15 protein-coding genes are annotated in these 17432 nt (G+C 71.2%); 8 read left to right on the top strand and 7 right to left on the bottom strand.

Annotation, left to right across the window (positions count from 1 at the left end):
- Window positions 1-43: 43 nt before the first annotated feature.
- The 7 genes from GGR64_RS03075 to GGR64_RS03045 all read left to right on the top strand — a co-directional run bounded on the left by GGR64_RS03075 (window position 44) and on the right by GGR64_RS03045 (window position 5830).
- Window positions 44-577 (top strand): CYTH domain-containing protein, encoded by a 534-nt coding sequence (locus GGR64_RS03075; RefSeq protein WP_184643867.1) that lies wholly within the window; start codon window positions 44-46, stop codon window positions 575-577.
- Between the two features lie 142 nt (window positions 578-719).
- Window positions 720-1394, top strand: a complete 675-nt coding sequence (locus GGR64_RS03070) for a DsbA family oxidoreductase (protein ID WP_167087426.1) — start codon at window positions 720-722, stop codon at window positions 1392-1394.
- Window positions 1395-1775: 381 nt separating this feature from the next.
- Complete coding sequence (nagZ, locus tag GGR64_RS03065; RefSeq protein ID WP_184643865.1) at window positions 1776-2783, top strand: beta-N-acetylhexosaminidase; 1008 nt, start codon at window positions 1776-1778, stop codon at window positions 2781-2783.
- On the top strand, window positions 2783-3337 hold the full coding sequence (locus tag GGR64_RS03060; RefSeq protein ID WP_167087430.1) for a hypoxanthine-guanine phosphoribosyltransferase: 555 nt from the start codon (window positions 2783-2785) through the stop codon (window positions 3335-3337). The genes nagZ and GGR64_RS03060 overlap by 1 nt, the downstream gene beginning before the upstream one ends.
- A gap of 81 nt (window positions 3338-3418) precedes the next feature.
- Window positions 3419-4171 (top strand): S-methyl-5'-thioinosine phosphorylase, encoded by a 753-nt coding sequence (locus GGR64_RS03055; protein WP_087943469.1) that lies wholly within the window; start codon window positions 3419-3421, stop codon window positions 4169-4171.
- Window positions 4172-4259: 88 nt separating this feature from the next.
- On the top strand, window positions 4260-4466 hold the full coding sequence (locus GGR64_RS03050) for a cold-shock protein (RefSeq protein WP_003488188.1): 207 nt from the start codon (window positions 4260-4262) through the stop codon (window positions 4464-4466).
- Window positions 4467-4561: 95 nt separating this feature from the next.
- A complete protein-coding gene (locus GGR64_RS03045; protein ID WP_184643863.1) occupies window positions 4562-5830 on the top strand; it encodes an NAD(P)/FAD-dependent oxidoreductase in 1269 nt (422 codons plus the stop codon).
- Between the two features lie 349 nt (window positions 5831-6179).
- Here the strand turns inward: GGR64_RS03045 and pdeM are convergent, their stop codons facing one another.
- From pdeM to GGR64_RS03025, 4 genes are read right to left on the bottom strand one after another with little or no spacing between them, the layout of a single operon-like run.
- Window positions 6180-6827 carry a ligase-associated DNA damage response endonuclease PdeM gene (pdeM, locus tag GGR64_RS03040; RefSeq protein WP_184643862.1) on the bottom strand — a complete coding sequence of 216 codons (648 nt, stop codon included), beginning with the start codon at window positions 6825-6827 and terminating at the stop codon, window positions 6180-6182.
- Window positions 6817-9363, bottom strand: coding sequence for a ligase-associated DNA damage response DEXH box helicase (locus GGR64_RS03035; protein ID WP_184643860.1), 2547 nt, complete (start codon window positions 9361-9363; stop codon window positions 6817-6819). The genes pdeM and GGR64_RS03035 overlap by 11 nt, the downstream gene beginning before the upstream one ends.
- Entirely contained in the window at window positions 9360-10952 is a 1593-nt protein-coding gene (locus GGR64_RS03030) for an ATP-dependent DNA ligase (protein WP_184643858.1), read from the bottom strand. The genes GGR64_RS03035 and GGR64_RS03030 overlap by 4 nt, the downstream gene beginning before the upstream one ends.
- Complete coding sequence (locus GGR64_RS03025) at window positions 10949-11953, bottom strand: ligase-associated DNA damage response exonuclease (RefSeq protein WP_184643856.1); 1005 nt, start codon at window positions 11951-11953, stop codon at window positions 10949-10951. The genes GGR64_RS03030 and GGR64_RS03025 overlap by 4 nt, the downstream gene beginning before the upstream one ends.
- 111 nt (window positions 11954-12064) lie before the next feature.
- On the opposite strand from GGR64_RS03025, the gene GGR64_RS03020 reads away from it, so the two are divergent.
- On the top strand, window positions 12065-13705 hold the full coding sequence (locus tag GGR64_RS03020) for an acyl-CoA dehydrogenase family protein (protein ID WP_184643854.1): 1641 nt from the start codon (window positions 12065-12067) through the stop codon (window positions 13703-13705).
- Between the two features lie 916 nt (window positions 13706-14621).
- On the opposite strand, the gene GGR64_RS03015 is transcribed toward GGR64_RS03020, so the two are convergent.
- From GGR64_RS03015 to GGR64_RS03005, 3 genes are all read right to left on the bottom strand, one after another.
- Complete coding sequence (locus GGR64_RS03015) at window positions 14622-14984, bottom strand: hypothetical protein (RefSeq protein ID WP_010342294.1); 363 nt, start codon at window positions 14982-14984, stop codon at window positions 14622-14624.
- Entirely contained in the window at window positions 14981-15526 is a 546-nt protein-coding gene (locus GGR64_RS03010; RefSeq protein ID WP_152246412.1) for a polymer-forming cytoskeletal protein, read from the bottom strand. The genes GGR64_RS03015 and GGR64_RS03010 overlap by 4 nt, the downstream gene beginning before the upstream one ends.
- A 105-nt stretch (window positions 15527-15631) precedes the next feature.
- A complete protein-coding gene (locus GGR64_RS03005) occupies window positions 15632-17341 on the bottom strand; it encodes a diguanylate cyclase (protein WP_184449137.1) in 1710 nt (569 codons plus the stop codon).
- Window positions 17342-17432: the final 91 nt, after the last annotated feature.

Raw genomic sequence — 17432 nt, 5'->3', positions numbered from 1 at the left:
GCTTTTTCCATTCTCCTTTCCCCATTCCGAATTCCCGATTCCCATGGCCATCGAAATCGAACGCAAATTCCTGGTGACCGGCGACGGCTGGCGCGCGGCGGCGCATGCCGTGATTCCGATGGCGCAGGGCTATCTCAACGACCAGGCGGCGCTGGCCAGCGGGGCGCAGAAGGCGTCGGTGCGGGTGCGGGTGCAGGGCGAGGCGGCGTTCCTCAACCTCAAGTCGCGCGAGCTCGGGCACACCCGCCAGGAGTTCGAGTATCCGATTCCGCTGGACGATGCGCGCGCGCTGCTGGCGCTGTGCGTGGGCGGACTGATCGACAAGCGCCGGCATCTCGTGCAGCACCAGGGCCATCTGTGGGAAGTGGACGAGTTCCTCGGCGACAACGCCGGGCTGGTCGTCGCCGAGATCGAACTGGACAGCGCCGACGAAGCGTTCGCCAAGCCGGACTGGCTCGGCGCCGAAGTCACCGACGACCCGCGGTACTACAACGTGGCGCTGGCAAGCTGTCCATTCTGCGAGTGGCAGGGATTGGGGAGTGGGGATGACCGGCCTGCGGCCGTTGTGGAGCGCTAGGGATTGGCAAAAGCGTAAAGCCAAACGCCGCACGCGGCCCGCTTTTGCGAATCCCCACTCCCCAGTCCCGAATCCCCGCTTCTCGCAGCAATCGGGCTTATGCTTTTGCGAATCCCTAATCCCTAATCCCTAATCCCCGCTCATGCGCATCGATATCTGGTCCGACGTGGTCTGCCCCTGGTGCTGGATCGGCAAGCGCCGGTTGCAGCAAGGTCTTGCATCGCTCGGCGCGGATGCGCCGGCGCTGGAGATCCACTGGCATCCGTATCAGCTGGATCCGGACGCCGGCACCGAGCCGGTGCCGTTGCGCGAAGCCTATGCGGCCAAGTTCGGTGGGGCGGCGCGCACCGAGCAGATCCTGGCGCAGACCCAGGCCACCGCGCGTGCCGAAGGCCTGCCGTTCGACTTCGGCCGCGGCCAGGTGCGGGTGACCACGCTGCCGGCGCACCGGCTGCTGTGGCTGGCCGCGCGCGAGGGCAATGTCGACGCGGTGGCCGAAGCGCTGTTCCATGCGCACTTCGCCGAGGGCCGTAATCTGGCCGACCCGCAGACGCTGTGCGATGCCGGCGCTGCGGGCGGATTGCCGGCGGCACGGGTGCAGGCGCTGCTGCAGGGTGACGAAGGGCTGGACGAGATCGAGGCGGAACTGCAGCAGGCGCAGGCCATGGGCATCCGTGCGGTGCCCACCTACGTCATCGATGGACGCCAGGCGCTGCAGGGCGCGCAGCCGCCGGAGGTGATCGCGGCGACCGTGCGCGGTCTGCTCGCCGACGCCCAGGCGGGCCAGGACTGCGGCCCGGACGGATGCGCGGTCTAGGCGCGCGTATGCGGCACAGCGGGACCCACTCGCCGCGTGCGGCGCGCTAGACAGCGAAGTATCAGTGGCGAAGGGGCGGCCCGCGGTGTTGCGCGGGCGTCCCGCCGGCACCGATGCCGGCCCGCCAGGGCCTCTCCCGCATTCTGCACCCGCACGGGCCACGCCAGCCATGGCCGCAAGGCCGCCTGGGCTCGGGGACCGGGCGAACTGCCGCGCGGCCCGGCCCGGATTGCACGGCGCAGCGCTACGCGTGCCGATCTTCAGTGCGTTCATTACCGAGACGTGTCAGCTGGCAGGGGCGCGGCCTGCCGCCAGCGCCGGCATCTGCGACAATGCCGGCCCACAGGCGCCTGAACCGCGCCGGCAGGAGGAATCCCCCGCATGCTCGCGATCGGCGTTGCCGGTACCGAACTCACCGCGCAGGAGCGCGACTGGCTGCAGCACGATGCGGTGGCCGGCGTGGTCCTGTTCAAACGCAATTTCGCCTCGCGCGCGCAGGTGACCGAACTGAGCGCGGCGATCCGCGCCGCGACGCCGCGACCGCTGCTGATCTGCGTGGATCAGGAGGGCGGCCGCGTGCAGCGCTTCCGCGAGGGCTACAGCGCGCTGCCGCCGCTGCAGGGCTTCGGCGCGCTGTACGCGCGCGATTCGGCCGCTGCGCTGGAACTGGCCGAACAGCATGCCTGGCTGATGGCCAGCGAGATCCGCGCTAGCGGCGTCGACCTGAGCTTCGCCCCGGTGCTGGACCTGGCCCGCGGCAACCGCGCCATCGGTGACCGCGCCTTCAGCGACGACCCGCAGGTGGTCGCCGCCTTCGCCGCGGCCTATGTGCGCGGCATGCACAGCGTCGGCATGGGCGCCACCCTCAAGCATTTCCCCGGCCACGGTACCGTGCTCGAGGACACCCACGTCGACAACGCCGAGGACCCGCGTCCGTTGCAGACCCTGCGCCAGGAAGACCTGGTGCCGTTCGCCGCCGGCATCGCCGCCGGTGCCGATGCGGTGATGATGGCGCACGTGGTCTATCCGCAGGTGGCGCCGGAGCCGGCCGGCTACTCGCCGCGCTGGATCCAGCAGATCCTGCGCCAGGACCTGGGCTTCCGCGGCGTGGTGTTCTCCGACGACATCGGCATGGCCGCCTCGTTCGCCGCCGGCGGTGTCGCCGCGCGGGTCACCGCGCACCTGGACGCCGGCTGCGACGTGGTCCTGGTCTGCCATCCGGAACTGGTCGACGAATCGCTGCAGGCCGTGCGCGACCGCCCGCTCAACACCGCCGCGCTGCTCGGCCTGATCGGCCGTGGCGGCCTCGGCTGGGACGGCCTGCTGGCCGACGCCCGCTACGGCCACACCCAATCCCATCTGCTCTCCACCTTCGGAAAAACCGCCTGATGTCCACTCTCACCATCGCCCAGGCCCTGGCCCAGGCCGACCTGCTGGTCGATCGCACCCGCATCGACCAGGCCATCGCCCACATGGCCGACGCCATCGCCGCCGACTACCGCGGCGAAATCCCGGTCTACCTGACCATCATGCACGGCGCGCTGCCGTTCGCCGGCCAGCTGGCGCTGGAACTGGGCAGCCGCGGCCAGGACCTGCAGCTGGACTACCTGCACGCCACCCGCTACCGCGGTGAGACCGTCGGCGGCGAGCTGGTGTGGAAGCACCGCCCGGCCACCGCGCTGTACGGCCGCCGCGTGCTGCTGCTCGACGACATCCTCGACGAAGGCCTGACCCTGAAGGCGGTGCGCGAGTGGTGCCTGGAGCAGGGCGCCACCGACGTGCGCATCGCCGCGCTGACGGTCAAGCGCCACGACCGCTGCGTGCCCGGGGTGAGCGCCGACTACATCGGCGTCGAGGTGCCGGACCGCTACGTGTTCGGCTTCGGCATGGACGTCAACGAGGCCCTGCGCAACCTGCCGGCGATCTACGCGATGAAGGAGTAAGCGGGTAAGCGAGCCAGTCTCGCCGCTCCGCTGCCCATTGCCGGCGCACACCGCCGGCGCACGCGTCCCTTTCGTTCGAGGATCCGCATGGACAACATCGCATTGGCCGTCATCGGCGGCACCGGCGTCTACAAGCTCGCGCAGCTCGACGACGTGCAGACCCACGAGGTCGAAACGCGCTACGGCGCGCCCTCCGGCCCGGTGCGGGTCGGCACGCTGCTCGGCCACCGCGTCGCCTTCCTGGCCCGCCATGGCGAAGGCCATTCGCTGCCGCCGCACAAGATCAACTACCGCGCCAACCTTGCTGCGTTGCAACAGATCGGCGCCACCCGGGTGCTGGCGCTCAACACCGTCGGCGGCATCACCGAGCGCTTCGGCCCGCGCGTGTTGGCCTGTCCGGACCAGCTCATCGACTACACCTGGGGGCGCATCTCCACCCTGTGCGAAGAGCCGGGCAGCGAGGTGCTGCACGTGGATTTCGGCCATCCGTATTCGCCGCTGCTGCGCAGCAAGATCCTGGCCGCCGCGCGCGTCACCGGCACTGCCCTGGTCGACGGTGGCTGCTATGCCGCCACGCAGGGGCCGCGCCTGGAAACCATCGCCGAGATCGCGCGGCTGCGCCGCGACGGTTGCGACCTGGTCGGCATGACCGGCATGCCCGAAGCCGGGCTGGCGCGCGAGCTGGGCCTGGACTACGCCTGCCTGGCGATCGTGGCCAACTGGGCGGCCGGCTGCGGCGACGCCGAGGAGATCACCCTGGCCGAGGTGCTGGCCAATGTCGAGGCGGCCTCGGTCGGGCTGCCGGAGCTGGTGGGGGAACTGGCGCGCGGGTGATTGTCTTCGCTGCGCAAGCTTTGCATACTCCGCCGGTGCGGCTGCCGCACAACCACCACCCATTCACTGCAAAAGGTCTCGCATCACCATGCCGAACGGTACCGTCAAGTGGTTCAACGACGCCAAGGGATTTGGTTTTATTTCTCCGGAAGACGGTAGCGCCGATGTGTTCGCGCACTTCTCCGCGATCAACTCCAAGGGCTTCCGCAGCCTGCAGGAAGGACAGCGTGTCAGCTACGACGTGACCCAGGGTCCGAAGGGCGCGCAGGCCTCGAATATCACGCCGGTCGAGTAAGCGCTCGCGTTGACTCGGTTGTGCCTTGAACCCCGCTTCGGCGGGGTTTTTTATGGGAGACGCCGTGGTGTCGGCGTCGGCAGGCGGTGGACGCAATGAAGCAAGGACTGCAGATCGGGATCGTCGGTTACGGCACGGCGGGCCAGACGCTGGCGCTGCTGCTGGCGCGCGACGGGCACCGCGTGCAGGTGTTCGAGCGTGCGGCGCAGCCCGGGCCGGTCGGTGCCGGCTTCCTGCTGCAGCCGACCGGCCTGCAGGTGCTGTGGCGGATCGGCCTGCTGGAGCAGGCCCTGGCCTACGGCGCGCCAGTGCACCGCCTGTACGGCGAGACCCCGTGCGGACGCGCGGTGATGGACATGCGCTACCGCGACCTGGACGCGCGCCTGTTCGGGCTGGGCCTGCAGCGCGGGGCCCTTTTCGCCCTGCTGGCGCAGGCCTGGGACGGCTACGCCACGCTGCAGCGCGATACGCGCATCGTCGCCATCGACGACACGCTGCGCCGGGTGCAGGACCAGCACGGCCGCTGGCACGGGCCGTTCGACCTGGTGATCGCCTGCGACGGCTCGGCCTCGGCGCTGCGCGCGCAGGTGCAGGCGACGCGGCTGGACCGGATGTATCCGTGGGGCGCGCTGTGGTGCCTGCTGCCGCGCGGCGACTGGGCCTTCGCCGACGAGCTGCGCCAGCGCTACGTGGCCGCGCGCAAGATGATCGGCCTGCTGCCGGTGGGCACCCGCCCCGGCGATGCCGAGCCGCGGGTGAGTTTCTTCTGGAGCCTGCCGACCGCCGAGTTCGATGCCTGGCAGGCGCGCGGCGTGCAGCCGTGGCTGGAGGAGATCGCGCAGCTGTGGCCGCAGGCGCGCGATCGCCTGGCGCAGATCGACGCACCCGCGCAACTGGCGCGGGCCAGCTACCGCGACGCGGTGCAGCGGCACTGGTACCGCGGCCGCCTGGTCCTGGCCGGCGATGCGGCGCACGCGATGAGCCCGCAGTTGGGGCAGGGCGTCAACATGGCGCTGATGGATGCCTGGGCGCTGAGCGAGAGCCTGCGCACCGCCGCGGACATCGACACGGCGCTGGCGCGCTACCAGGCGCAGCGCCAGGCGCACGTGGCGGTGTACCAGTTCTGGAGCCGCTGGCTGACCCCGCTGTTCCAGTCCGAGCGCGACCTGGTGGCGCGGCTGCGCGACGTCGGCATGCGCCCGGCCGGCCGCATGCCTGGCGGCCGCGGGCACATGCTGCGCGTGCTCAGCGGCACCCAGCACGGCTGGTTCGGCAAGCTGCCGCTGGCGCCGGAGTTTCTGGAAACGCTGCAGGAGCTGGCAGCACGGACCGCGTCGGTGCAGACCGACGCTGCGCCTTCGTAGCGGAGACGGCAGCGGCGATCCAGCCGAAGGCATCCCTCGCATGCAGCGACGCGCTATCGCAGTGTGGTGGGCCACGACGCCGGTCAACTGGTCGCGTCGGGACTGAAGTCCCTCCCACAAAAGGCAGTGCACCTGCTGTTTCGGCTGCGCTCATGGATTGCGCGGCGCGATACCGAAGCTTCCCGCGGCAGCGTGGCCACGCACTCGCACGACGCATTGCGATTGCACTGTGGGAGGGGCTTCAGCCCCGACGCCGTGATGGCGGAAGCGTCGGGACTAAAGTCCCTCCCACAAGTGATACGTCCTCAAGGTGTCTATCGCCGATCGGCCAGGCGAAGCCGCACCCGACCTACGTCGCCACAGGCAACACCAGCGCCGCGCCTTCGATGCAGGCGACCAGGCGCTCGCCCGGCGCCAGCACCGGGGCGACACCGGCAGTGAAGTGCGAGAACGCCGGCAGCACCGTCATGCCGTCGCGCAGCCAGAACGCCGGCCAGCGCGGCCGCAGGCCGGGCAGCTTGACCAGCGGATGCAGGTGACCGCACAGCACGTGGCGCTGCGTATCCGTGGCCGGATCGTGGCGTAGCACGAACGGGCCGTCCTCCACCTCGGTGCCGAGCAGGGCAATGTCCAGCCCAGCGCCGGCCAGGGCGCGGTCGTGATTGCCGGCGATCGCCGCCACCCGCAACTGCGGATGCTGCGCGCGCCACGCATGCCATTGGCGTTGCCAGTCGGCATCGGGCGCGGCGCCGTGCAGCACGTCGCCGAGGATCCACAGTTCGGCCGCGTCCTGCGCCTGCAGCAAGGCCGAAAGCCGCGCCAGGTCGAGCGCGGTGCCGCCGCTGGGCAGGCCGATGCCGGCGCGGCGGAAGACGTCGGCTTTGCCCAGGTGCAGATCGGCGATCAGCAGGCGCCGCCGTGCCGGCCAGTACAGGCCGCGGTCGCCGAGCAGGCGCATCGGTTCGCCGGCCAGCAGCCAGTCCAGTTCAGCGCGCATGGCGCTGCTCCAGTTGCGCCGCCGCACGCATCACCCGCGCCTTCCAGTCCTCGGTGCTGAGCTGGCCGCGGATGCTCTCGGCCCACAGCGGGAACGCCAATGGCGTGAGGCTGCGTGGGCTGTGCAGCGCCAGCTCGCGCGCGGCGCAATCGTCCAGGGTGGCGGCCAGCCGGGTCAGTTCCATCTGGCCCTGCAGCACCTCGCGCTCGGCCTGCGCGAGCAGCAGATGCTCGGGATCGAAGCGGCTCAGCACGTCGTACAGCAGGCCGCTGGAGGCTTGCAGCTGGCGCAGGCTGCGCGGCAGGCGGCCGGGTAGGCTGGGCGGCAACAAGCCGGCGACGCGGGCGATTTCGCGGAACTGGCGTCGCGCCAGTTCGCCCAGGTTGAGGCTCTCGCGCAGATCCTCGAACAACTGCGCCGGACTCAGCAATTCACGCAATAGCGCCGCGTCGATCGGCGCGTCCTCCGCCGGCGACAGCACGAAGCCATAGTCGTTGGCGGCGAAGCTGAAGGTATTGCGCTGCCGCCGGCCCCAGCGCAGCGCCAGCAGCGCGGCCAGGCCTTCGTGCACCTGGCGTCCGGCGAACGGGTACACGAACAGGTGCTGGCCGTCGCGGGCGCGCACGCGCTCGGCCAGCAGCCGCTGCGGCGCCGGCAGATCCGACAGTGCGCGCTGCAAGCCGAGCAGCGGCGCAAGCGCACGCAGTTCGGCCTCGCCGCGCGGATCGGCGAACACCGCCTCCACCTCGCGGCCCAGTTCCGAGGACAGCGGCATGCGCCCGCCCATCCATTTCGGCACGCTGCCGTCGCCGCCCTTGGCCAGGCGCACGTAGGCGGTCATGTCCTCCAGCCGCACCAGTTCCAGCAGGCGCCCGGCGAACTGGAAGCGGTCGCCGCGGCGCAGGCGGCCGACGAACTGCTCCTCCACCGCGCCGAGGCGGCCGCCGCGCAGGAAGCGCACCGCGACGCTGCCGTCGCTGGTGATGGTGCCGATCGACAGGCGGTGGCGCAGGGCGATGCGGCGGTCGTGCACGCGGTACAGGCCGTCCGCGTCCAGCACCACCTTGCGGTAGTCGGGGTACTGCGCCAGCGCGCGTCCGCCCTGCACGACGAACTCCAGTACCGCCTGCCAGGTCGGTGCATCCAGCGCGGCGAAGGCGGCGGTGCCGCGCACTTCGGCGTACAGCGCGTCGGCCTCGAAGCCGCCGCCCAGCGCACAGGTGATGCAGTGCTGCGCCAGCACGTCCAGCGACAGCCGCGGCGACGGCCGCGATTCGATGCGGCTGTGGGCGATGGCGCGGCGCGCGGCGGCGTACTCGACCAGTTCCAGCGCGTGCGAGGGCACGCACAGCACGTGGCCGGCCTCCCCGGGGCGGTGCTTGGCGCGGCCGGCGCGCTGCAGCAGCCGCGCCACGCCCTTGGGGCTGCCGACTTGCAGCACCTGATCGACGGCCGGGAAGTCCACGCCCAGGTCCAGGCTCGAGGTCGCCACTACGCAGCGCAGGCTGCCATCGCGCAGGCCTTGTTCGGCGGCGCTGCGCAGCGCCGGGTCCAGCGAGCCGTGGTGCAGGGCCAGCGTGTGCGCCTCTTCCGGCCACACCGAGGTCAGCGCCTGGTGCCACAGCTCGGCCTGCGCGCGGGTGTTGGTGAACAGCAGGCTGGTGCGCACCGCGAAGAGTTTTTCCAGTACCCGCGGCAACTGCGCCAGACCCAGGTGACCGGCCCAGGGGAAGCGCTCGCCGACCGCCGGCGCCAGCGTCTCCAGGGTCAGCGTGCGCGGCTTGACTCCGGCTACGATCGGCGCCTGCGGCAAGTGCGGCAGCAGCACGTCGCGCGCCTCGTCCAGGTTGCCGAGTGTGGCCGACAGGCCCCAGGTGCGTAGCGCCGGCGCCCAGCCGCGCAGTCGCGCCAGGCACAGTTGCAGCAGCACGCCGCGCTTGTTGCCGAGCAGTTCGTGCCACTCGTCGACGATCACGCAGCGCAGCGTCGCCAGTTGCGGTGCGGTGTCGGGATAGGACAGCAGCAGCGCCAGCGATTCGGGCGTGGTCACCAGCACGTCGAGCTTGCCGCTGCGCGCCAGGCGCTTGTCGCGCGCGCTGGCATCGCCGGTGCGCAGGCCGACCTGCCAGTCCAGGCCCAGCGCCTGCGCCGGTTCGCGCAGCGCGCGCACGGTGTCGGCGGCGAGCGCGCGCAAGGGGGTGATCCATAGCACTTTCAGATCGCGCTGCGCCTGCCGGCGCGCGCGCGGGGACGTGGCGGTTTTGGCGGCCTTGGCCGCGGCGCTGGCGTTACTGCCGCCGCGTGCGGGCTTCCTGGTGGCTGCCGCGGCCTGCGCGCGCAGGCCCTCCAGCAAGGGGCCGCCGAACGCGGCCAGGGTCTTGCCGCTGCCGGTGGGCGTGTGCAGCAGCCCGGAGCCGCCGTCCAGGTAATGCCGCCATAGCGCGCGCTGGAACGGCAACGGTTGCCAGCCCTGCTGCGCGAACCAGGCGTACAGCGGCACATCGGCCGGGCGCCGGCGCGCCGCCGCTGCGCTCATCGCGCCAGCGCCTGCAGCGTGGTCAAGCGGTCGGCCTCGGCGAACGGCTTGTCGTGGCGCCAGCGCAGGATGCGCGGGAAGCGCACGGCGATCCCGGACTTGTGCCGGCTGCTGCGATTCACCGCCTCGAAGCCAAGCTCGAACACTTGATACGGCGTCACCGCGCGCACCGGGCCGAAGCGCTCGGTGGTATGCGCGCGGATCCAGCGGTCCAGCGCCAGGATCTCGCTGTCGTCCAGCCCGGAGTACGCCTTGGCCACCGGCACCAGTTGCTCGCCGTCCCACAGGCCGAAGGTGTAGTCGGTGTACAGCGTGCTGCGGCGGCCATGCCCGGCCTGCGCATACAGCAGCACCGCGTCGATGGTCAGCGGCGCCACCTTCCATTTCCACCAGTCGCCACGGCGGCGGCCGGACTGGTAGGGCGACGTCGCACGCTTGAGCATCAGTCCTTCCACGCCGCGCGTGCGTGAATCCTCGCGCAGCGTCGCTGCCTGCTCCCAGGTTGCGGCCTGCACCTGCGGCGACAAGGTCAGGCGCGGATCGGCGTGCGCTTCGAGCAATGCCTGCAACTGCGCGCGGCGCTGCTGCAGCGGCTGCTCGCGCAGATCCTGGCCATCCAGTTCCAATAGATCGTAGGCGAGCACGCGTGCCGGCGTGTCGGCCAGGGTCTTGGCACCGGGCTTGCGACGCTGGATGCGGGTCTGCAGCGCGGTGAACGGCAGCGGCGCGGTGTCGCCGTCGCGCCAGACCAGCAGTTCGCCATCGATCACCGCATCGCGCGGCAGCGTCGCCGCGGCCGCTTCGATCTCCGGGAAGCGCCCGTCCAGACGTTCCTCGCCGCGCGACCACAGCGCCACCTCGCCGTCGCGGCGGATCAGTTGCAGGCGGATGCCGTCCCATTTCCATTCCAGCAGCCAGTCGTCGAGCGCGCCGAGCGTGGCGGCCTCGGCTTCCAGCGGTGAGGCCAGGAAGAACGGGTAGGGCTGCTGGCGGTCGCTGGGCAGCACCTCGTCCGACAGCAACTGCTCCAGCGCCTGCGGCGTCGGCGACCAGGCGCCTAGCATGCGCTGGGCGATGCGCGCGATGTCGATCCCGGACATCGCCGCCAGCGCCTGCTGCACCAGCCGCTGCGACACGCCCACGCGCAGCGCGCCGGTGAGGAGCTTGTTGAACAGCAGGCGTTCGTCGAAGGCCAGGCTGCGCCAGCCGGCCACGACCGCGGCGCGGCGCGCGGCGTCGTCCTGCGCGGCCACCGGCAGCAGGCGGTCTTCGATCCAGTCGCGCAGTGGCGCCGGGTCCGGCGTTTCCGCCGGATCGTCGAGCAGCAGGGTCAGGGTCTCGGCGAGATCGCCGACGTGGTCGTAGCTGTCGTCCACCAGCCAGCCGGGCAGGCCGCTTTCCTGCGCGATCCACTCGCGCAGTTCGCGGGTGTTGGCGATGCGCCGCAGCTTGCCGCCGCTGAGCAGCCAGATCGCCCAGGCCGCATCGGCCGGCGGCGCCTGCTCGAAATACGCGACCAGCACGGCGCGCTTGTCCAGCGTCGCGGTGCTCTGGTCCAACTGCCGATACAGCGCGGCGAAGCGCTTCATTCCTCGCCACCGTAGTCGGTGCGGAACGCCTCGGCGGCAACGCCGCGTTCGTTGAGTGCGCGGATGATCGCGTCGGTGTTGCCGTGGGTGGCGATCACCCGGCGTGCGCCGGTTTCATCGATGGTGCGCAGCAGATCGGGCCAGTCGGCATGATCGGACACGACGAAGCCGCGGTCGTAGTTGCGGCGGCGGCGGTTGCCGCGCAGTCGCATCCAGCCCGAGGCGAAGCCGAGTTGCGCGTGGCGGAAACGGCGCAGCCACGGGCTGCCGGCGGCCGACGGCGGCGCCAGCACCAACTGCCCGGCGTAGTCGGCGCGCTTGTCCAGCTCGGACACCGTGCGCGTGTCCAGCATCGCCACGCCAGCCTCGCGGTACACCGCCACGCCGGCCGCCACCGCGCCGTGCAGCAGCGCCGGCTGGTCGTCCCACGGCTGCAGTTCGGCGAGCACGCGCTGCGCCTTGCCCAGCGCGTAGCAGAACAGCACGGCGGCCTCGCCGCGCGCGCCGCACTCGCGGCGCCAGGCGACGATCTCGCGCGCCACATCGCTGGTGTCCGGCCAGCGGTACACCGGCAGGGCGAACGTGGCCTCGGTGATGAAGGTATCGCAACGCACCACCTCGAACGGCGCGCAGGTCGGATCGGGCTGGCGCTTGTAGTCGCCCGAGGCCACCCAGACCTCGCCATCCACCTCGATGCGCACCTGCGCCGAGCCGAGCACATGCCCGGCCGGATGCAGCGAGACCTGCGCGCGGCCCAGCGTGAAGCGGGTGCCGTAGTCGTAGGCGCGATAGGCCTGCTCGCCCAGTCGCCAGCGCAGGATCGGCAAGCCGGCGGCGGTGCAGTGGTATTCGCCCATGCCGGCACGCGCGTGGTCGCCGTGGCCGTGGGTGATGACCGCGCGCGGCACCGGCCGCCAGGGATCGATATGGAAGTCGCCGGCGGGGCAGTACAGCCCTTCCGGGCGCAGCACCACCAGGTCCTGGGAAGCGGCATTCGGCATGGCCGCCACTGTGTCCAAGCCGGTGTGCAGGAGATGAGAATCCGCCACGCGCGTTCGCGGCGGCGCGACGGATCGGCCACAATGCGCCAAGCGCTTCTGGGAGGGAGATGCATGCACACGGACCTGCCGGCGTTCGCCACGCATACGGTCGACAACCAGCCGCCGCCGTTCGAACCGCGCGATCTGTGGGCCGACGACGCGGTGCTGCGCGCCGCCAGCGCACGCGAAGGCGCCGACGCCTTCGCCGCGGCGCTGGCGCAGTACGGTGCGCTCGCCGGCGACACGCTGTACCGGCTCGGCTTTGACGCCAATCGCGACCGTCCGCGGCTGCGCACGCACGACCGCTACGGCCACCGCATCGACACGGTCGAGTTCCATCCGGCCTATCACCAGCTCCTGGACGCGGCCAAGCGCCATGGCGTGGCGGGGCTGTCCTGGCATGCCCCGCAGCCGGGCGCACACGTGGCGCGCGCGGCGCTGAGCTACCTGCACCACCAGGCCGAAGCCGGCACCAGTTGCCCGCTGACCATGACCCACGCCGCAGTCGCGGTGCTGCGCCAGGACCCGGCCTTGCGCGAATGGGCCGACAAGGCCGCCGCGCCGCATTACGACCCGCGCGATGTGCCGATCGCCGACAAGGCCGGCATCACCCTGGGCATGGGCATGACCGAGAAGCAGGGCGGCTCGGACGTGCGCAGCAACGCCACCGTCGCCACGCCGTTGGACGACGCCGGCGCGTACAGCCTGGTCGGACACAAGTGGTTCTTCTCCGCGCCGATGTCCGACGGCTTCCTGGTGCTGGCGCAGGCGCCGGGTGGCCTGACCTGCTTCCTGCTGCCGCGGCGCCTGCCCGACGGCAGCCTCAACGCGCTGCGGCTGATGCGGCTGAAGGACAAACTGGGCGACTGGTCCAATGCGTCCAGCGAAGTGGAATTCGCCGGTGCCTGGGCGCAGCGCGTCGGCGAGGAGGGACGCGGGGTGGCGCGCATCATCGGCATGGTGATGCTGACCCGGCTCGACTGCATGCTCGCCGCCGCCGCGCAGATGCGCATGGCCCTGGCGCAGGCGCTGCACCACACGCGGCATCGCGTCGCGTTCGGCAAGCGCCTGATCGAGCAGCCGCTGATGCGCAACGTGCTGGCCGATCTGGCGCTCGAATCCGAAGCCGCCACCGCGTTCGCGCTGCGCGTGGCGCGCGCGGTGGACGCGGCCGACACCGACGCGTCGGAAGCGGCGTTCGCGCGCATCGCCACCGCGCTGGGCAAGTACTGGCTGTGCAAGCGCGCGCCGGCCTTCGTCAACGAGGCGCAGGAATGCCTGGGCGGCGCCGGCTACGTCGAGGAGTCGATCCTGCCGCGGCTGTACCGGCAGGCACCGCTGAATTCGATCTGGGAGGGCAGCGGTAACATCCAGTGCCTGGACGTGCTGCGCGCGCTGGCGCGCGAACCCGCCAGCGCGGCTGCGGTGCTGGCGGAGCTGGAGACGGCGGCCGGCACCGACCCGGCCTACGACGCAGCGGTGAACGCATTGCGCCCGCCATTGAGCGGCGCCGCGTCCACCGACGAGTACACCGCGCGCCAGTTGGCCGAACGCCTGACGCTGGCCCTGCAGGCGGCGGTGCTGCTGCGCAGCGCCAGCCCGGCAGCCGCGAGCTTCGTACGCAGCCGCCTTGCCGGCGCGCACGGCCTGGCCTTCGGCACGCTGGAGGCGGGTGTGCCGGTCGAGGAACTGCTGGCGCGCGCCTTGCCGTAGGCGTGCGACATCGCGCCCTCGCCCTGTGGGCACGGACGGCCGGCGCTTCCTTCTCCCTCCGGGACCACGGCTCCCTTTTTGGGGGAAGGTGCACGGAAGCGGCGGATGAGGGGGCGGCAGCCAGCGTTGCCAGGCAGCAAGTGCAGCGATCACAGGCGCTGCGCAGCCGTACCCTCACCCCAACCCCTCTCCCGGCGGGAGAGGGGCTAGGCTTCTACGGTGCTTTAGATGCGCGGCATGGCGGCCCATGGCGCCCTCATCCGCTGGAAGGAAACGGGCCGGCAACTCCTTCTCCCTCCGGGAGAAGGTGCCCCGAAGGGGCGGATGAGGGGGCGACCGTGCGCCATGTCGTTCTGACTGTACGTGGCTGCGCCCGTACCCTCACCCCAACCCCTCTCCCGACGGGAGAGGGGCTAAGCGTCTGCAATGCCATGGGCGTGCGGCATGTCGCCCATCGCGCCCTCGCCAACTCGGAATCGACTGGCTGGCGCTCCCTTCTCCCCTCGGGAGAAGGTGCCCCGAAGGGGCGGATGAGGGTACGACGGCCAGCGCAACCGCACAGCAAGTGCAGCGACCACAGGCGCTGCGCAGCCGTACCCTCACCCCAACCCCTCTCCCGGCGGGAGAGGGGCTAGGCTTCTACGGTGCTTTAGATGCGCGGCATGGCAGCCCATGGCGGCCTCATCCGCTGGAAGGAAACGGGCCGGCAACTCCTTCTCCCTCCGGGAGAAGGTGCCCCGAAGGGGCGGATGAGGGTACGACGGCCAGCGCAACCGCACAGTAAGTGCAGCACCACAGGCGGCGCGCAGCCGTACCCTCACCCCAACCCCTCTCCCGGTGGGAGAGGGGCTAGGCTCCCGCGAATCCCCAATCCCCAATCCCCAATCCCCAATCCCCAATCCCAGCGCCAAAGGCGCTAATGCCTCCCGCGTTTCCCGCCCCGCACCGGCGTTGCCTCGACCGACAGGGTGAAGCTGCGCTCCTCGCCGTCGAGCATGGCGCCGACGCCGACCAGTTGGCGCTTGATCTCCTCGCCGCGGCCGTTGCGGATGCTGACCAGCACGGTGTATTCCCAGGCGCTGCCGTCGTCCGGATGGCGGATGCTGCCCTCCACCCGCAGCGGCACCAGCGCCGACGGCGCCGACTGCTGCAGCACCGCCGAATCGAAGCGCAGGTGGTGCTTGCACGCCGGGCAGACGCTGGCGCTTTCGAGGATGGTGGCCTTGCAGTGCGGGCAGGTCCGGGTCGCCCCCGGACTGCCGGGACGCGGGCTGCTCATGCGCCGGCGTCGGACTCCGCGGGCTTGCCGCCCTTGCGGGCGTGCTTGTCGTCGTCCCAGCCGAAGTCGGCCTGGCCGCGCATGCGCGAGCCGGCGGCCACGGTCAGCGAGCCGGCCTTGACGTCGCCGATCAGTGCGCCGGAGGCGAGCAGCTCCACCCGCGAGGCCGATTCGATGTTGCCTTCCAGCTCGCCGGCGATGACCACCTTGTCGGCGCGCACGCCGCCACTGAGCTTGGCGCCGGTCTCGATGGTGAGATCGCCCTGCACGTTGACGTCGCCCTTGAACTTGCCGGCGATGCGGATGTGGCCGGTGCCCTCGATCTTGCCTTCGATGCTGATGTCGGCGGCGATCAGCGATTCCTTCGCCGCCGGGGCGGGCGCGGGTGCGCGGGCCGCAGGCGCGGCGGCGGCGACCGCGGCGAGCGGTTCGCCGGGGGCGGCGTCGCCCGGCGGGCGCGGCTCCGGCGGCAATGCGCCGTTGCCGGGAACGGGCGGCAGGCCATCCTTGCGCGCGGGACCCTGGTCTTTCCAGATGGACATGGGCTGTCGTCTCCAGTCGGGGGAAGCGCGACTATCGCCGCTCTATCGCGTCGGTTTTGTGACGCTTTCTTCAAAACGGCCGCTGGGCGTGTCGCGGCCGCCGGTTCAGCCCATGCCGTCCAGCGACGGGTCGTAGGCCTGCACCTGGTTGCGGCCGCAGCGCTTGGCCCGGTACAGCGCCGCGTCGGCCTTGCGCAGCAGGGTGGTGGCGACCACGCCGTCGCGCGGATAGCTGGCCACGCCGAGCGACATGGTCACCGCCGGCAGCGCCTTGCCGTCCACGCTTGCGCTCAGTTGCTGGGCGGCGCTGCGGATCTGTTCGGCGATGGCCTGCGCCTGTTCCGTGTCGGTCTCCGGCAGGATCACCGTGAACTCTTCGCCGCCGTAGCGGCAGGCGATGTCTTCGCCGCGCAGCCGCGTCGACAGCATCTGCCCGACCGCGGCCAGCAGGCTGTCGCCGCCGCCATGGCCGTGCAGGTCGTTGAACTGCTTGAAGTGGTCCACGTCCAGCATCAGCAGCGACAGCGGCATCTGCCGGCGCCCGCAGCGGGCCAGTTCGTGGTTGAGCGATTCTTCCAGGTAGCGCCGGTTGAATAGGCCGGTGAGCGGGTCGCGGATCGACTGCAGGCGCAGCGACTCGCGCAGGCGCAGGTTGCTCAGCGCCAGCGACAGCTGCTCGGCGGCGGCCTCGGCGATGGCGACGCGCGGCAGCGGGCCAGCGCCGCGCCCGGCCAGGAACACGAAGCCCAGCTGCGTGCCCTGCGCGGAAAGGGGAATGCAGGCGGTGCTGGCGCCGGCGGCGTAGGGATCCTCGCGCAGGTGCGCACAGGCCGAGTCGTGGCCCTGCGCGTGCACGAAGTGGCTCTTGTCGCGGCGCAAGGCCCAGCAGTCCTGCGGTGCCACGGCCGGCTCGCTGCCGACCGGCGGCTGGCCCCAGCTGACGATCTGCTCGGCGCGGTCGCGCGAGGCGCGCAGCAGGTAGACGCTGCCGCCGGTGTCGGGCATCAGCGCGGCGAGCAGGCGCGCGGTCACCGTCAGCGCCTCGGCCGGCTCCGCGCAGCTCTGCAGCAGGCCGGTGTAGCGGCTGAGCGCGTTGAGGTCGGCACTGGTGCGCTCCAGTTCGCGGATGCCCGCTTCCATCTTCTCGTTGGCGATCGAGGCGGCCTGCTCGGCGTTGGCGCGGTTGCGCAGTTCGCGGAACAGCAACGCATAGACCACGCCGACGCTGCCCAGGCCGAACGGGATGCCGGCCAGCGCCAGGCCCAGCAGCATGTCCGCGCTGCGCTGACTGGAGCGATCGCGGCTCTGCAACAACTGCAGTTCCGCGTCGGTCATCTGCTGCACCTGGTCGCGGACCGCGGTGGAACTCTGGTAGACGTTCGGCGCCATCGCCCGCTGCAGCGCTTCCAGGCCGTCGCGTTGGTACACGACGAGCATCCGTTGCATCTGCGTGAGGCGCGTATTCACCAGTTGCTGCAGCACCTGCACGTTGGCGATCTGCACGGGGTTGTCGGCGACCAGCTTGCGCAGTTGCGCCAGATGTCGCGGCACCCGCTCGGCGCTGTCGTGATAGGTGGTGAGATAGGCCTGGTTGCCGGTCAACTCGTAGCCGCGCACCGCCGATTCGGTCATCAGCAAGGTGGATTGCACCTCGTCGATGTTGCGCAGCACTTCGTGGGTGTGGGCGACGCGCGCGGCGTCGGAAATCGCGCGTTGCGCCCCGGAGAACACGCCAAAGCCGATCAGCACAAAGACCGCGGCGGAGAAGAGCAGGGCGAGGCGCGTTCTGGCACGCACGCGAAGAAGGATCGGCATCGGAAAATTCTACTGTGACGCCGCAACAGCCTTGGACCGGCGTCACAAAAAAGCGTGCCGAAACGCAGCAGCGCACGGCACGCGCTGCACG

This window comes from Xanthomonas sp. 3307 (assembly GCF_014199735.1).
Taxonomy (GTDB): domain Bacteria; phylum Pseudomonadota; class Gammaproteobacteria; order Xanthomonadales; family Xanthomonadaceae; genus Xanthomonas_A; species Xanthomonas_A rydalmerensis.
Note: the sequence above shows the minus strand (reverse complement) of the source record. Positions and strands in the feature narration are given on the sequence as shown.

Excerpts from the sequence above, each read along its gene's own strand:
- nagZ (WP_184643865.1), top strand. The coding sequence starts at position 1,776 with ATGCTCGCGATCGGCGTTGCCGGTACCGAACTCACCGCGCAGGAGCGC.
- GGR64_RS03045 (WP_184643863.1), top strand. The coding sequence starts at position 4,562 with ATGAAGCAAGGACTGCAGATCGGGATCGTCGGTTACGGCACGGCGGGC.
- GGR64_RS03020 (WP_184643854.1), top strand. The coding sequence starts at position 12,065 with ATGCACACGGACCTGCCGGCGTTCGCCACGCATACGGTCGACAACCAG.
- GGR64_RS03060 (WP_167087430.1), top strand. The coding sequence starts at position 2,783 with ATGTCCACTCTCACCATCGCCCAGGCCCTGGCCCAGGCCGACCTGCTG.
- GGR64_RS03075 (WP_184643867.1), top strand. The coding sequence starts at position 44 with ATGGCCATCGAAATCGAACGCAAATTCCTGGTGACCGGCGACGGCTGG.
- GGR64_RS03005 (WP_184449137.1), bottom strand. The coding sequence starts at position 17,341 with ATGCCGATCCTTCTTCGCGTGCGTGCCAGAACGCGCCTCGCCCTGCTC.
- GGR64_RS03015 (WP_010342294.1), bottom strand. The coding sequence starts at position 14,984 with ATGAGCAGCCCGCGTCCCGGCAGTCCGGGGGCGACCCGGACCTGCCCG.
- GGR64_RS03025 (WP_184643856.1), bottom strand. The coding sequence starts at position 11,953 with ATGCCGAATGCCGCTTCCCAGGACCTGGTGGTGCTGCGCCCGGAAGGG.
- GGR64_RS03035 (WP_184643860.1), bottom strand. The coding sequence starts at position 9,363 with ATGAGCGCAGCGGCGGCGCGCCGGCGCCCGGCCGATGTGCCGCTGTAC.
- pdeM (WP_184643862.1), bottom strand. The coding sequence starts at position 6,827 with ATGCGCGCTGAACTGGACTGGCTGCTGGCCGGCGAACCGATGCGCCTG.
- GGR64_RS03010 (WP_152246412.1), bottom strand. The coding sequence starts at position 15,526 with ATGTCCATCTGGAAAGACCAGGGTCCCGCGCGCAAGGATGGCCTGCCG.
- GGR64_RS03030 (WP_184643858.1), bottom strand. The coding sequence starts at position 10,952 with ATGAAGCGCTTCGCCGCGCTGTATCGGCAGTTGGACCAGAGCACCGCG.
- GGR64_RS03070 (WP_167087426.1), top strand. The coding sequence starts at position 720 with ATGCGCATCGATATCTGGTCCGACGTGGTCTGCCCCTGGTGCTGGATC.
- GGR64_RS03050 (WP_003488188.1), top strand. The coding sequence starts at position 4,260 with ATGCCGAACGGTACCGTCAAGTGGTTCAACGACGCCAAGGGATTTGGT.